The 14,552-nt window shown below is 60.7% G+C and carries 17 protein-coding genes; 6 read left to right on the top strand and 11 right to left on the bottom strand.

Annotated elements, in window-relative coordinates:
* The first annotated feature begins 27 nt into the window (after window positions 1-27).
* Window positions 28-522, top strand: coding sequence for a hypothetical protein (locus HJB82_RS12925; RefSeq protein ID WP_221131673.1), 495 nt, complete (start codon window positions 28-30; stop codon window positions 520-522).
* 24 nt (window positions 523-546) lie between these two features.
* On the opposite strand, the gene HJB82_RS12920 is transcribed toward HJB82_RS12925, so the two are convergent.
* From HJB82_RS12920 to HJB82_RS12895, 6 genes are all read right to left on the bottom strand, one after another.
* Window positions 547-900: a RidA family protein gene (locus HJB82_RS12920; protein WP_207584395.1), complete on the bottom strand. Its 354-nt coding sequence runs from the start codon at window positions 898-900 to the stop codon at window positions 547-549.
* Window positions 901-1,208: 308 nt separating this feature from the next.
* Window positions 1,209-2,078 (bottom strand): LysR substrate-binding domain-containing protein, encoded by an 870-nt coding sequence (locus HJB82_RS12915; RefSeq protein ID WP_207582106.1) that lies wholly within the window; start codon window positions 2,076-2,078, stop codon window positions 1,209-1,211.
* Between the two features lie 131 nt (window positions 2,079-2,209).
* The gene (locus HJB82_RS12910; protein ID WP_207582107.1) at window positions 2,210-3,277 is read right to left on the bottom strand and encodes an ABC transporter ATP-binding protein; all 1,068 of its coding nucleotides are present in this window, start codon (window positions 3,275-3,277) and stop codon (window positions 2,210-2,212) included.
* A gap of 10 nt (window positions 3,278-3,287) precedes the next feature.
* The gene (locus HJB82_RS12905) at window positions 3,288-4,127 is read right to left on the bottom strand and encodes an ABC transporter permease (RefSeq protein WP_221140153.1); all 840 of its coding nucleotides are present in this window, start codon (window positions 4,125-4,127) and stop codon (window positions 3,288-3,290) included.
* The gene (locus HJB82_RS12900; RefSeq protein ID WP_207582109.1) at window positions 4,124-5,008 is read right to left on the bottom strand and encodes an ABC transporter permease; all 885 of its coding nucleotides are present in this window, start codon (window positions 5,006-5,008) and stop codon (window positions 4,124-4,126) included. The genes HJB82_RS12905 and HJB82_RS12900 overlap by 4 nt, the downstream gene beginning before the upstream one ends.
* Window positions 5,009-5,101: 93 nt before the next feature.
* Window positions 5,102-6,178 (bottom strand): extracellular solute-binding protein, encoded by a 1,077-nt coding sequence (locus HJB82_RS12895; RefSeq protein WP_207582110.1) that lies wholly within the window; start codon window positions 6,176-6,178, stop codon window positions 5,102-5,104.
* Window positions 6,179-6,439: 261 nt separating this feature from the next.
* Between HJB82_RS12895 and speB the strand changes: the two genes are divergently transcribed.
* The 5 genes from speB (at window position 6,440) to HJB82_RS12870 (ending at window position 10,980) form a co-directional block, all read left to right on the top strand.
* Window positions 6,440-7,501 (top strand): agmatinase, encoded by a 1,062-nt coding sequence (speB, locus tag HJB82_RS12890; RefSeq protein ID WP_207582111.1) that lies wholly within the window; start codon window positions 6,440-6,442, stop codon window positions 7,499-7,501.
* 84 nt (window positions 7,502-7,585) lie between these two features.
* Window positions 7,586-8,383 carry a transporter substrate-binding domain-containing protein gene (locus HJB82_RS12885; RefSeq protein WP_221131671.1) on the top strand — a complete coding sequence of 266 codons (798 nt, stop codon included), beginning with the start codon at window positions 7,586-7,588 and terminating at the stop codon, window positions 8,381-8,383.
* 144 nt (window positions 8,384-8,527) lie between these two features.
* A complete protein-coding gene (locus HJB82_RS12880; protein WP_221115483.1) occupies window positions 8,528-9,196 on the top strand; it encodes an amino acid ABC transporter permease in 669 nt (222 codons plus the stop codon).
* Window positions 9,193-9,840 carry an amino acid ABC transporter permease gene (locus HJB82_RS12875; RefSeq protein ID WP_221140151.1) on the top strand — a complete coding sequence of 216 codons (648 nt, stop codon included), beginning with the start codon at window positions 9,193-9,195 and terminating at the stop codon, window positions 9,838-9,840. Before HJB82_RS12880 ends, HJB82_RS12875 begins: the two co-directional genes overlap by 4 nt.
* 168 nt (window positions 9,841-10,008) lie before the next feature.
* Window positions 10,009-10,980 (top strand): ornithine cyclodeaminase family protein, encoded by a 972-nt coding sequence (locus HJB82_RS12870; protein WP_221140149.1) that lies wholly within the window; start codon window positions 10,009-10,011, stop codon window positions 10,978-10,980.
* Between the two features lie 53 nt (window positions 10,981-11,033).
* On the opposite strand, the gene HJB82_RS12865 is transcribed toward HJB82_RS12870, so the two are convergent.
* From HJB82_RS12865 to tsaD, 5 genes are read right to left on the bottom strand one after another with little or no spacing between them, the layout of a single operon-like run.
* Entirely contained in the window at window positions 11,034-11,681 is a 648-nt protein-coding gene (locus HJB82_RS12865) for a methyltransferase (protein ID WP_221115482.1), read from the bottom strand.
* Window positions 11,678-12,109, bottom strand: coding sequence for an EVE domain-containing protein (locus HJB82_RS12860; protein WP_221140147.1), 432 nt, complete (start codon window positions 12,107-12,109; stop codon window positions 11,678-11,680). The genes HJB82_RS12865 and HJB82_RS12860 overlap by 4 nt, the downstream gene beginning before the upstream one ends.
* A gap of 2 nt (window positions 12,110-12,111) precedes the next feature.
* Window positions 12,112-12,405 carry a YciI-like protein gene (locus HJB82_RS12855; RefSeq protein WP_221115480.1) on the bottom strand — a complete coding sequence of 98 codons (294 nt, stop codon included), beginning with the start codon at window positions 12,403-12,405 and terminating at the stop codon, window positions 12,112-12,114.
* 9 nt (window positions 12,406-12,414) lie between these two features.
* Window positions 12,415-13,398, bottom strand: coding sequence for an NAD(P)H-dependent glycerol-3-phosphate dehydrogenase (locus tag HJB82_RS12850; protein WP_221115479.1), 984 nt, complete (start codon window positions 13,396-13,398; stop codon window positions 12,415-12,417).
* The gene (gene tsaD, locus HJB82_RS12845) at window positions 13,395-14,516 is read right to left on the bottom strand and encodes a tRNA (adenosine(37)-N6)-threonylcarbamoyltransferase complex transferase subunit TsaD (protein ID WP_221115478.1); all 1,122 of its coding nucleotides are present in this window, start codon (window positions 14,514-14,516) and stop codon (window positions 13,395-13,397) included. The genes HJB82_RS12850 and tsaD overlap by 4 nt, the downstream gene beginning before the upstream one ends.
* Between the last annotated feature and the right edge of the window lie 36 nt (window positions 14,517-14,552).

The raw sequence follows: 14,552 nt of genomic DNA, 5'->3' as shown, positions 1-14,552 counted from the left end.
CGATCGGAATTCCGGAGGCCAGCATCCATGTTTCGCAACCTGTCCGCAGTCACCCTGCTTGCCCTGTCTGCGCTTGCCGCATTCCCGGCCGCGGCCGGCGACCGGCATAACGATCATCGCTTTCCCGGCCATCGTCACGCTTTCCACGGCGGATTGTTTCTCGGCGAACGCGTGAACTGGCGCGATCGCGGTATCCGTTTCGATCATGCTTATGGCCGTCGGGCCGGCAGAGACAGGATGCCGTTCCTGAAGCAGTTTTCATCGGCGGCGACCAATCGCGTCGGGCGCAGCAATTTCGTCATCGGCTCACCCGAGCCCCTGGGTTATGACGGCGGCGACACCTATGCCGGCTCTTCCTATGTCTATCAGGCTGATGGCGGAACCTATGTCGGCGGCGACGGCTATGGTTTCTATCCCACAGCACGGCCTGAGCAACTGGCACCGAAGGCGAAGGTTATCGATATTGCAGTGCAGGACGATCCCTGCGCCTATGAGGCCAATGTCTGCGTCATCCGACCTTAAAGCATGATGACGAACGCGGGCGGCTCAAATTTGCCCGGCCTCACTCTTTCGCGACGCGGCTATGTCAATACGTATGGCGCACATCGGCGGGAGATTCTTGTCCTCAAACGTTGCCCGCCGTGGCGTTCCGCTATCCGGCATCCAAGCATCCCAGGCTCTGTTCATTTCCTCGAATGAGGCAAGGTCCCTGAGCCAAATGTTGGCGAGAATGATCTCTGACTTGTCGGTACCTTCGCGTAGCAGCATGTCATTGATGCGCTCCAATATTTCGTTGGTTTGCGCCGTCACGCTCGCTCCCCTCGTGAGGTTTGCGACCTGGCCGGGCAGATAGGCGGCATTTGCGAGGAGAGTTTCGTCAACTTTGGCTTGCCCCATTATCGTATTCGCAGACTTCCATGAATGCTTGAGATTGGGCCGTCGACCCTTCCGATCACTGTGGGGCTTCGCTCGCCATTCCGGTAGAGGGATTTAAATTGACCCGATATAATGGAAGCTGAACGCTCCTAGAGCCTTTCCAGATTGAATCATTCTGTTGGCTGAAGCGATGCGTCTGGTGGGCCGGGCATCTCTAGCCTGGATCAGAGGCGAACGGCTCGGACGTACCAAGGGGTATGCCCCCCGCCAATCGCCTCTGCCCTGACGAAAACCTGCTCCGGCAGAATGCTTCAATCTGACCAGGAAAGGCTCTAGCTGGACAATATGGCCGTATGCCGCGAAATGAAGTCCACAAGGTAGCGCGCGCCTTCGGCCGTCTCAGACTGAGCATACAGACCGATCTCGATGCGCACCGGACCGGGCAGATCCGCCGATCGGTCAAGTGTCCGGCAGCCCTCCGGTTTTGTCGTGAGCATCATTGGCGCGATACCAATACCGACGCGAACCGCGGTCGCCATGGCCACGAGCGTCGATGCGACGCATGCCGTCTTCCACTTGATGTTCCGCTGGGACAGAGCCGCAAGCGTCGGAAGCGTCCAGGGACACTCCTCCTCGAACATAATGATGGGAAGCGGTTTTTCCGCGTCCGCCACAAAGTCGGATCTGACCGTCCACATCAAATATTCGGTCCAGATCAGGTTCGGTTTTCGTGAGAGGCAGGTGATGTCGCAAACCACCAGATCCAGCTTCCTGTCTTCAAACAGGCTGGCGAGGCGGCGATTCGGCTCGACAATGATGTCGATCTCGACCTTCGGGTTCTGGGCTCTGAAGTCACTAAGAATGTCGATCAGGTGGCCAGCTGCGAAGTCCTCAACGACGCCGAGGCGAATGCGGTCCTCGATCATCCTGCCTGTCAGCCTTTTCTCGACCTCGTCGCTGAGGGCGACCATTTCGCGGGCATAAGCCAGCATGATCTGCCCATGGCTCGTGAGCTCGAGGCCTTTTGACGAACGCGAAAACAGCGTAACACCAACAAGCTCCTCCAGCTTGCGGATCTGCATGCTTACGGCCGCCTGCGTTCTATTCAGCTTGACGGCAGCTCCATTGACGGTGCCGATCTCCGCGACGGTCAGAAATGCACGAAGCAGATAGGAATCAAGATCAAGCATCAGAAGCCGCATTCCATAGTTTGGGGCGCTCGAGTGCTGAGGGCCTCTCTGCCTATAAGCGGATATTGGACGAACCATGTTCTTCCGGCAACTGGCGATCCTTAGCCGGGGCGCAGTGCAAGCTGCGCCCCGTCAATAACAGTTTATCGCGCGAAGAGAACGCATGCCTCGGGGAGAATGGAAACGCTGATCGCCTGCCCTCGCGCGAAGGCTATGTCTGGACGGTTCGGGCAAGCCGAGATTATGCGGTCGCCACTGACGAGGTCCAGAACGATATGCCTGAAGGCACCGAGTGTCACAACGTCGGCAATGCGTCCGGGCATGGCCGCCCCGGCACCCGGAACACCGGATGATATCTCGACGTTTTCCGGCCTCACGCAAATCTCGGCGGCACCTGAAAGGCTTCCGGCGGACGCGACCGGAAACTCCCAGCCGGATTCGGAACGGAACTTGCGAGCCGTTCCGCCTGCGGCCGAAATCGAGCCACGAATCCAATTCGTCCGCCCCATGAAATCCGCGACGAAACGCGAGTCTGGACGCCAATACACATCATCCGGCCTGCCGGATTGCATGATTGCTCCATGGTTCATCACGAATATGCGCTCTCCCAGGCTCATCGCCTCCTCCTGGTCGTGGGTTACCACGATCGCGGTCGAGCCGACCGCGGCGAGCACATCTTTCAATTCGGTGCGCAGCTCATGGCGAAGTTTGGCGTCGAGGGCCGACAGGGGTTCATCCAGAAGAACAAGGCTTGGATGGGTGGCGAGCGCCCGCGCAAGCGCAACACGCTGCTGCTGGCCGCCGCTCAACTGGTGCGGCCGCCGCTGTCCGAAACCGACGAGTCGGACGAGCTCGAGCATCTCGGCAATGCGGCGAGGTATTTGCCCCGGCGGGTGGTTGCGATGGCGAAGTCCATAGCCGATGTTCTGTTCGACGGTCATATGCGGGAAAAGAGCGTAGTGCTGGAACAGCAGCCCGACATTGCGCTCATAGGGTTTCAATCCGGCCATCGGCTCGCCGTCGATCAAGATCGAGCCTTTGTCGGGGCGCTCGAACCCGGCAATGAGCCGAAGAATGGTGGTCTTGCCGCAACCGCTCGGTCCAAGCAGTGCGATTGTTTCACCTGGGTTCACCGAGAAGGAGACATTACCGAGGGCGACCGTTTCGCCGAAGCGCTTGCTGACCCCTTGAAATTCCACGGCAGAAATCATCGTATTGTCCTCATGAACGAAACAAACCCTGGCCGACGACAGTGTCGAAGCCGACGACACTGTCCAGCACAACGATCAGCAACGCGGTGACGGCAATCAGGACCACGGCCGCCGCAGCGATCGTCAGATCGAAAGCCGCGCGCATGTTGCTGACCAGCGTAACAGGCAAGGTCGTTGCGGACGGATCGCTCAGAAAGAGACTGATCGATACGTCATCTATAGAAATTGCGAAGGCGAAGATCGCACCGGTGACAACGCCCGTCCGCATGAGCGGCAGGGTAATGGTCCAGAAGGCCTGGCGCTCGGTGGCGCCGAGAACCATTGCGGCTTCCGTCAATCGTTGGTCGCTGCCGAGAAGGCTGGCGAGACTGGTCCTTATGCAATAGGGCAACGTCACGATCACGTGGCCGAGAAGCAGGCGCGCCATACCATTTGTAATACCGGCCTTGGAAAGGAAAAGCAGGAGGCCGAATCCAATGACGACCGGCGGAACGATGAGTGGCGAGAGAAAGGCCGAAGTCAGCGCTGCCTTTCCTGGAAAATTGCCCCGGGCAAGGCCGACAGCCGCCGCAGTTCCGACCGTGACGGACAGAACCGTCGTGAGTACCGCCAAAATGAGGCTGGTGCGTAGGCTGGTAAGGATATCCGCCTGGGAGACGAGCCGTTCGAACCAGTGAAGCGACAAGGCAGGTGGCGGCAGTGGACCGAGGTAGGTCCTGGCGTCGAAAGCCATGAGGCATGTTATCGCCAACGGGATGGCGAGGAACGCCAATCCAAGGCCGATGACACCGTAGGCGAGGGAAACGGCGATCCGGTCTCCGGTTCGCGCTGCAAGAGACTGTCTGCTCATCGGGAAACCTTCCAGGCCTGCGCAAACGTTATGACAGCGACGACCGCCAAGGCTGCGGCAAGCATGACGAGCGAGATCGCCGCGCCGCTCGGATAGTTGGCGATATCGCTGAACCGGGTGTAGATGACGTTCGATATGAAAAGCACCCGGCCCCTCCCGAGCACCATGGGAATGACGAAGGCGCTGATCGCGAAAGTCAGCGAGACAAGCGTGCTTGAGATCAGAGCCGGGAAACTCAGGGGAAGTGTGATCGACAGATGGGCTTTCCATCCCGGCGCGCCGAGCGACTGGGCTGCATCGAGCAGACGCGGATCGATCGATTGCATCGCGCCAATCAGCGTGAGCGTTGCGACCGGTATAATCGAGTGAACCAGACCCGCAGTAACGACGATATTAATATATTCGCGGCTGTTGGGCGAAAAGCCAAGTGTCAGGAGGAGGGGTCGGAAGATGCCGACCGACCCGAAGGTCAGTTCGATCGCGTATGTCTTGATCAGGACGCTGGATAGAACAAGCGTAATCAAAAAGCCGAGGGTGAGCGCGCGCATCCGCGGGGAAATGCGCCGCACGATAAAGTAGGCCAGCGGGAATGCCACAAGCTGACCGATGATCGCGGCAACTCCACCGATCCAGAAGGTCGTCATCAGGACACTCGCAAACGCCTGGTTTGCAAGCTCGTAATAGTTTTGGACCGTTGCCGCGGCATTTTCAACGGAGCCGACGCGCCCCGGCGTAAACTCCTTCAAGCTTTCGATTGCCAGATTGATTAACGGTGACAGAAAACCGAATGCGAACACCAGGAGGGCTGGCCCGAGCGTCAGTGCCGCATCTCGGCGATCAGGAATAGAAATGGCAACGGGTTGCCGCTTTGCTTTGGTCATGGTGGAACAGCCTTTTCCTCGCCCTTACGGGCCACGAGAAAGGGAGGTTATCGAAGCCCGCGTCGCGCCTTCGATAACCTGCCGCGAGGTGCCTTAGAGCAACGGGGCGATGTCCTGTTCCCAGCGTTTGGACCAGGCATCCTGCTGTTCGAGAACGACATTGTAGTCCGGCACATAGACGAAGCTCGAAAACTCGTCCGACGTGAAGGACAGATGCTTGAGATTGTCGGGCGTGAGCGCCTTGCTGTTCAACGGCGCTTCGCCCGCCACCTTGGCGTAGAGCGAATTCATGTCCGGGCTGATTGCGAAGTTGACGAAATCGAGCGTTGCCTTGGTGTTCGATCTATTCTTCAGTACGCCGAAACCGCTCTGGTAGAGGAAGGCCCTGAAGTTGGTGTCCTTGGTGAAACGAGTAACCGGGAAGTTCTTCGCCACGGCCGCCCAGCCGGGCTCAGCAAAGAAGCCGACGGAGGTCTCGCCCGACGTCAGCGAATTTGTGAAATCGATATCGGTGATGGCGACGCGGCCGATATTGCCGGATTTCGCCAATTCCTTCATGAGCTTCCACCCGGGTTCCATATTCGTTTCACTGCCGCCAGCGTGAAGGGCGAGCGCGACAATCTGGAGCATCATGCTCTGTGTCGGGCCCGGCCAGCAGATCGCGCCCTTAAGATCGGGGCTGAGCAGATCATCGATGGTCTTCACAGCGATCGGAGCCGTGTCGGTTCGGGATCCAAAATACATGCCGCCAACTGCGCGTGGGACCGCTTTGATATTGCCCTTGCCATCACGAATGATGATTTTCTCGGGAATATTCGCAAGGTTGGGAACATCGGCAGGATTGATGGTCTCGAGCCAATCTTCCTTCACCATACTGTTGAATGAGCCTTCCCAGCCGGCGACATAGTCGTAGTCGACATTCGGCCAGACGGCCTTGATCTTTGGCAGGATCGCGCCCGCGCCGCCCTGATGAAGAACCCAGTTGAACGTCGCCGCATTCTGGTCGGCGGCGATCTGCTTCATGGCTTCGACGACATCGCCGCCCCATTCAACGGCGGTGAGATTGCCGCTGCCGGCTGCGGCGGATCTCGCAAACCCGGTCATCGTGCCGGCAATCCCCGCGGCAGCGGCGGATCCGAGGAAACGGCGGCGTGTCATATCGTGCAACATGGTAGGTCCCCTTTGTTGTCGGCCCTCTGCTGGACCGTTCGCATCGGAGACTGCTTGGAGGTTGCCAACCGCGGTAGTGGGAAAATTCTCGCCGGGTTATAAAGTTTTCTGAATATCCCGATGAACGCACTACCCGCATCGCGGAGCCTTGGCGGATCCGAGCTATCAAGAATCGTTATATCCCCTCTCGAATTTTCGCGGTTCCAAGAGAAGCGGGTGGCGCCGATGATGATGGCAGCATCAATACCGCGGGAGCCTGCCTTGACCATTGACCGAGATTTTCTGGAAGACTTGAGAAAGCGCTTCGGCAGCGCTGCAGGCGGTGAGATGGAAGATCCGCACTTCCGCGCCGTGGCGGCGAGCGTATTCAAGGACGGCGACAGCCGCAAATGGCCCTTCGCCGATCCTGCGACCTTTCTGGACGCCCGTTTCATCGAGAACGGCTTGCAGCCCGAGGTCCTTGAGGCGCTTGACATAGCTCTGATCGGCGTGCCGATGGATCTCGGCGTCACCAATCGCGCCGGCGCGCGGCTGGGGCCGCGGGCCGTCCGGGCGATCGAGCGTGTGGGCCCCTACGAGCATGTTCTGCGAGTCGCGCCAATGGGAGGGCTAACAGTCGCCGATGTCGGCGACGTGCCGATGCGCAGCCGGTTCGACCTGGCCGAGTGCCATGCCGACATCGAGGCCTGCTACCGGATGATCGCGGCAACCGGGGTTATCCCGCTGTCGGTCGGCGGCGACCATTCGATCTCCGGCGCCATTCTCAAGGGCCTGGCGGCCAGCCAGCCGGTAGGCATGATCCACATCGACGCTCATTGCGACACCGCTGGTCCCTATGAGGGCTCTAAGTTCCACCACGGCGCGCCCTTCCGCGAGGCGGTTCTGGCGGGCGTGCTCGATCCGAAGCGTACGATCCAGATCGGCATCCGCGGCGGCGGCGAATATCTCTGGGAGTTCTCCTTTGCCTCCGGCATGACCGTCATCCACGCGGAAGAGGTGGCGGAGATGGGCCTCAAGGCTGTGGTCGCAAAGGCTCTCGAGGTTGTCGGCGCTGGTCCAACCTATCTCAGTTTCGACGTGGACAGCCTCGATCCGGCCTTCGCTCCGGGAACTGGCACGCCAGAAGTCGGCGGGCTTCAGCCGAGGGAGGTTCTGAGCCTACTGCGTGGCTTCAAAGGCATCAACCTCATCGGCGGCGACGTCGTGGAAATCGCGCCGCAATACGACAACACCACCAACACCGCGCAGATCGCCGCGCAGGTCCTGTTCGAACTCCTGTGCCTCGCGATGTTCAGTCCCGCTGTCAGGACAAAGGTGACCTGAGAATCAACTCCACAACGGCAGCGTGCCTCGTGCCCGCTGCCATCCATCACCTGCCGCACAACACGTCTCAAAAAGGGGAACGACATGACTGCTCTTATGAAATTGCGCTACACCGCCACCGCGGCAATTGCCGTGTTCGGCATCCTTGCAGGGGCCGCGCAGGCCGACGAACTTGCCGATATCAAAGCCGCAGGCGAGATTAACATCGGCATCTTCTCCGATTTCCCGCCCTTCTCTTCGGCAAGCGCCGATATGAGCATCAAGGGCTATGACGTCGACGTCGCCCAGAAGATCGCCGACGGCCTCGGCGTGAAACTCAATCTCGTGAGCGTTACTGGCCAGAACAGGATCGCCTACCTGAACGACGATCGCGTCGACCTGCTGATGAGCGTCGGCTATTCGAAGGAGCGTGCCGAGGTTATCGATTTTGCCGCCCCGTACGCCCCCTACTATATCGCCGTCATCGGTCCGGCTGCGCTGAAGGTGAGCGGCAAGGAAGACCTTGTCGACAAGACCGTTGCCGTCAATCGTGGGACGCTCGAAGACACGTCGCTGACGGCCGCCGCCCCTAGCTCGGCTGCGATCCAGCGTTTCGAGAACTACAATTCGGTCATCCAGGCCTTCATATCCGGCCAGACCCAGTTGATGGTCGTCGGCAATGATGTCGGTGCGCAGGTTCTGGCACGACAGGACGAGCTGAAGCCGGAGCAGAAGTTCCAGCTCCTTAGCTCCCCCTCGCACATCGCGCTCCGCAAGGGCGAGGAAGGCCTGAAGAAGGCTGTCAATGACAGCGTCGCCGCAATGATCTCCGATGGTTCTCTCGACGCAAGCTCGAAGAGCTGGCTGAAAGCGCCGCTCAACCCTGAAAACCTGAAGGACTGACGAGGACGGCCTCCCACTCGCCAGAGCGTGATGCCGAAAGCTGTAAGCGATTCCGGTGGAGTCATGCTCCAATTCTTTGATTGAGAGGCGGATCGAGATTTCGGGCCGACCCGGCCCAGATCATCCGGCTCCAAAGGACAAACGATGAGATACAGCCTCGATTTCAATTGGCTTTGGGACGGAATGGGAGCTTTGGCTTATGGCGCAGGCACGACGCTTGCACTGACGGCCTCCACATCGGTCCTAGGGATCGTTCTCAGCATTCTCGGCGCGGCCGCGCGCCGGGGACCTTATCCATGGTTGCGCAAGGTCGTCGGCCTGTATGTGGAAGTCATGCGTAATACGCCATTCCTGGTGCAGCTGTTCTTCATCTTCTTTGGCTTGCCCAGCCTCGGCATTCGCCTCGATCCGATCTCTGCCGCAGTTCTTGCCATGACCCTCAATATGGCGGCCTACACGATCGAGGTGGTCGGGGCCGGGCTCGATGCCATACCGAGAGGCCAGAAGGAGGCTGCGCAGGCACTCGGCCTGAGGCCCCGGCTGGTGTTCTTCAAAATCATCATGCCGCAAGCGATTGCCATCATTTTCCCGGCGTTGACGAGCCAGATCATCATCATGATGCTGGAATCGGCGGTGGTTTCGCAAATATCAGTCCGCGAGCTGGCGCAGGAGGCCGATCTGCTTCAGTCGCGCACTTTCCGTTCCTTCGAGACCTATCTGGTGGCGACGTTGATCTACCTTTCGATGTCCGCCGCACTTCGCCGGCTCCTTTTCGCCGGGAAACGCCGTTTTCTGGGAGCCGGTCTGGCATGATTGAGTTCACCTTCTGGGACATTCTGCGCAATCTTGTCTTCGCGACACGCTGGACCCTGCTGCTTTCGCTCGCAGCCTTTGCCGGCGGCGCCATCGTTGGATTGGCGATCCTGTCTGCACGGATATCGAAAACGCGCTGGTCGCGCAGCTTCGCGTCCGGCTACATTGCCCTGTTTCAGGGAACGCCGCTCCTCATGCAGCTCTTTTTGATGTTTTTCGGCCTGCCGATGGTCGGCTTCCGGATCGAGTCATGGACCGCCGCCGTCTGCGGCCTGACGTTCTATGCTAGCGCTTATCTTGCGGAAATCTGGCGGAGCGGCGTCGAGGCGGTGCCGCGCGGGCAATGGGACGCCGCAGCCAGCCTGGGCTTGCATCGTCTCCTCGAACTTCGCCTTGTCATCCTGCCGCAGGCTTTCCGGATCACGCGCGCGCCGACTGTCGGGTTCTTGGTCCAGTTGATCAAGAGCACCGCACTGGCCTCGATCCTCGGCTTCGAAGAACTGCTGAAAACCGCGAACGCCATCAACAACGCGACCTTCGAACCTTTCAAGGTCTACGGTCTCGTCGCGTTGATCTTCTTCGCCCTGTGCTATCCGCTTACGCAATACGCCAGAATTCTGGAGAAGAAAGCTGCGTTTTGCTGAGCGGTGCCGAGTTGCTCCGCATTCCGATCGCAACGGAGTGTCCAAAGAGCCGATCCCGGTTGAAAAGATAGCGCGCCGCGAGCAGCGACGCGGCTCAGGCGCTGCTCTCGTTCAGTCACACAGAACTCGCTTTATCCAGCAGTCAAAACTTACTGAGAGATCGCTTCAATGACCGACACACAAATCCGTCTTCTCGATGCCCAGACAACCGGCGAGTTCCTACCATTCGGCGCGCTGGTCGCGACCCTGCGGCAAGCATTTGCCGAAGGCTGTGTTGTGCCGGTACGGCATCACCACACGATAGCCAATAGCGGCGAGCCGGATGCGACGCTGCTTCTGATGCCGGCCTGGCATGAAACGCACCGGTCGGAGCGCTACCTTGGCATCAAGATCGTTACCGTCTCTCCCGGCAACACGGTACGCGGCATTCCCGGTTTGACCTCGACTTACATGCTCTATGATGGCCGGACCGGGATGCAGCTTGCGCTACTTGACGGAAACACGATCACCACGCGCCGCACGGTAGCGGCATCGGCCCTTGCTGCGGACTATCTTGCCCGACAGGACGCACGCCGTCTGCTGGTGATCGGCGCAGGTCGCGTCGCGAGCCTCATACCCGATGCCTACCGCGCCGTCCGGCCGATCGCGCATGTCGATATCTGGGATATCGATCCCGCCAGTGCGGAACGGCTGGTGCAGAGCCTCCGGCAAAAGGGGCTCCAGGCCACTGCCGTTACGAATCTGGAAACCGCGGCGCGGCAAGCCGATATCGTCAGCGCAGCGACGCTGGCGACGGCACCGCTTATCCGGGGCGAATGGCTACGGCCGGGCACCCATGTCGATCTGATCGGCGGCTTCACCCCGGCGATGCGCGAGGCCGATGACGAGGCGCTTCGGCGCTCATCGGTCTATATCGACACTCACGAAGCCCTTCACGAAGCAGGCGATCTGGTTCAGCCGATGAGGGCCGGCGTCATTTCTACGGATGCGGTGCGTGCGACACTTGACGAGCTGTGTCGTCGGGATAGTCCAGCGCGGGCGTCCAACGATGAAATCACTCTCTACAAGGCAGTCGGAACGGCGTTGGCTGATCTTGCCGCCGCGACGATGGTGTATGAAGCCGCTTTGATCGCCGGCTGACGTCTTTTTGTCCGGGCGATCGCGAATGATCGAATCCTGAATGTCGATCCGACTTAGGAAACGAAGCGCCACACCGTCGTCTTCTTGATTTCGCTGTCCTCCAGCGCCCGCGTCACAGGCACCTCATAGGCTGCGCAGAATTCCAGCCGATCCCGAGGCAGGTAGCTGCGTCCGGGATCGCCGACCAGCACCGGCTTTCCCTGGTCCGCCAGCTTCGCGAACCAGGGAACGAGTGCATCGGCAAAAGCGCCGTCGTAGAAGACATCGCCGGCAAGCACGATATCCGCCTCGACGGCCTGCCCGATCAGATCGGCGCCGCTAAAGCCGAGCGAAACTTCATTAGCCCCGCCATTCAGCCGGACTGCCGCCTCCGCCCAGGGATCGATATCATTGGCGGTGACCTCCCGGGCACCGGCCATAGCAGCCGCTATGCCGACAAGACCGGAACCGCTGGCGAAATCCAGCACCCGTTTGCCGCGCACCACCTCCGGATGATCGAGAATGTAGCGCGCCAGTCCTTGGCCGCCCGCCCAGGCAAAAGCCCAAAAGGGCGGCGGCAGGCCGATCGCTTCCAGTTCCTCCTCCGTCTTTAACCAGAGCTCATGCGCCTCGCACGCCAGATGGAGTGAAATCTCCGGCACGTGCGGCGGCGCCATCGGGCTGGTATTGGCGCGGATGAAGGCTTCCGGATCGGTCTTCAACGCGGCGGATTGTCCAGTCCGCCCATGCGGCAGACTTCGAGATATTCCTCTTCCGTCACCGGCTGCACCGAAAGCCGCATCGAGGTGACGAGCGCCATCATGGCGAGCTTCTCGCTCGCCTTGACATCCTTCAGCGTCACCGGCTTCGGCATGTCCATGACGGCGCGAATGTGGACGCAATCCCACTTCGGGTCGCCCTTGGCGGTGGAATCGGGCTGCGACAGCGCTGAGACTTCGACAATGCCAACGACTTCAAGCCCGTCATTGGAATGGTAGAAAAAGCCCTTGTCGCCGATCTGCATCGCCCGCATGTTGTTGCGCGCCAGATAGTTGCGAACGCCCGTCCATTCCGTGCCCTTTTCGCCGGCAGCCTTCTGTTGCTCCCACGACCAGGAGGCGGGTTCGGATTTGTAGAGCCAGTGCGCCATGCTCACGCCTCCGGTTTGTTGAAGACCCAGTTGTAGGCCTTGACGTCGACACTTTCGAACAGTCCGGCCTTGGCATAAGGATCGGCATCGGCAAGCGCCCGCGCTGCCTCTTTCGTCTCAGCGTCGACGATGATCAGGCTGCCGCAGGCCTTGCCCTCGTCATCGAGAAATGGACCGGCGATCTTCAGCGTTCCCTCGGCGTTCAGCCCGTTCAGATACTCGACATGTATCGAACGCGTCTCCATGCGCACGTTCAAATGTCCCGGCTTGTCCTTGCAAAGAAGGGCGAAAAGCATGTCTGTCTCCTATTCGGTGGTGATCGGACGCGTCATCAGTTGCTCTATCGCCTCTGATATATTGAGCCTGCCGTCGATGATGGCGGAAACGGCGTCTGTAATCGGCATGCTGACCGCAAGCTCTGCGGCAAGCCGCGAGGCGACGGAGGCGGCAAGCGCACCTTCTACCAGCGCGCCCTGCAGCGGATCGGCCTTTTCGCCGCGCCCGAGCGCTATGCCGAAGCGCAGGTTGCGCGATTGATGGCTCGTTGCCGTCAGCACCAGATCGCCAAGGCCGGAAAGCCCGCGCACCGTATCGGCCTGGCCGCCCTTGGCGACGACGAAACGCGACATTTCCGCAAGCCCGCGCGCAATCAGCGCCGCACGCGCGGAATCGCCGATGCCGCCGCCTTCGACGATGCCGCAGGCAATTGCCAGCACATTCTTCAACGCGCCGCCGAGCTGCACGCCGACGCGGTCGCTGGAGGCATAGAGCCGGAAGGTCCGGCCGGAAATCGCCTGTGCGAGCCGTTCGGCGACCTCCATATCCTCAGCCGCAATCGCCATCGCCGTCGGCAGGCCCTTGGCGATATCGGCGGCAAAACCCGGACCGGAAAGCACGGCGACGGAATGGTCCGGCAATTCCCGTTCCAGCATGTCGGTCAGAAGATTGCCGGTTGCCCGCTCGATACCCTTGGCGCAGGTGACGACAACGGCATCCTTGGAAAGATAGGGGCCGTATTGCCGCGCCGCATCGGCCTGCGCCTGCGACGGCATCGCAAAAAGCACGATGGAGGCGTCGGCAATCGCCTCCGCCTCGGCGGCAAATTTCAGCGTATCGGGCAGGAGAATACCGGGCAGCACCGCATCATGCAGCCGTTCTGCCTTCAGATCGGCCATCAGCGACGGATTACGCCCGACGAGCGTCACCGCGCTACGGCCGGCAAGGGCGATGACGGTGGCGAGCGCCGTGCCGAAAGCCCCAGATCCGACGACGGCGATGTTTTCGCTCATGCCTTGGCCCCTCTCTTGCCGAAACCGATCAGCGTTTGCGCATGGGAATCGAGCGGCCAGCGTGAACGCGGCTGGACGTCGAGCGCATCCGGCGCGGCTCCGGTCGCCATCCGCTCCAGTCCTGCCCAGGCAATCATCACCGCATTGTCGGTGCAGAGGTGCAGCGGCGGCGCGATGAAGCGGAAGCCGTTCTTGTCGCATAGCGCCTGCAGCGTGCCGCGCAGTTCGAGATTGGCAGCGACACCGCCGGCAACGACCAGTGCCGGCTTCTCGCCAGTCGCTGGGCCAGTCGCTGGGAATGCCGCCGCAAATTCCGTCTTGAACCGCTGCAGGCCGCGGCCGATGCGGTCCTTCAGCGTGCGCGAGATCGCCTTCTGAAACGACGCGCAGATATCCGCCACATCCTGATCGCTGAGCGGCGCGATATCCTGCGCCGCCTGCCGCACCGCCGTCTTCAGCCCGGAGAAGGAGAAATCGAGCCGTGCCTCGCCGACCAGTGGTCGCGGAAAAGCGAAGCGATCGGCATTGCCGTTCCGCGCCATCCGTTCCACCGCCGGGCCGCCGGGATACGGCAAGCCGAGCAGCTTTGCCGTCTTGTCGAAGGCCTCGCCGAGCGCATCGTCGATCGTCGTGCCCCAGCGCTCATACTCTCCGACGCCGCGCACCAGGATGAGCTGGGTATGGCCGCCGGAGACGAGCAGCATCAGATAGGGAAAGGAGAGCCCGTCCGTCAGCCGCGCCGTCAGCGCATGACCTTCGAGATGGTTGACCGCATAAAGCGGCTTGCCGGCTGCCCTGGCGATTGCCTTGCCGGTCATCAACCCCACAAGCAGCCCGCCGATCAGCCCAGGTCCCGACGTCGCGGCAATGGCGTCGATATCGGCCAGCGACACATTGGCGCGCTTCAGCGCTTCCTCGATAAGCTCGTCCAGTGCCTCGACATGGGCACGCGCGGCGATTTCCGGCACCACGCCGCCATAAGCGCTATGCTCGTCGAGCTGGGAAAGCACGACATCCGACAGCACGTTGGAATGCCCTTCCGCATCGCGCTCGACGACGGCGGCGGCGGTCTCGTCGCAGCTCGTTTCGATGCCAAGGATGCGCAGAAAGGGAACCATGAAGCCTGTTCGTTGATTGCGATGGGATGGAAACCC

The organism is Rhizobium sp. NZLR10 (assembly GCF_019685125.1).
Classification (GTDB): domain Bacteria; phylum Pseudomonadota; class Alphaproteobacteria; order Rhizobiales; family Rhizobiaceae; genus Rhizobium.
Note: the sequence above shows the minus strand (reverse complement) of the source record. Positions and strands in the feature narration are given on the sequence as shown.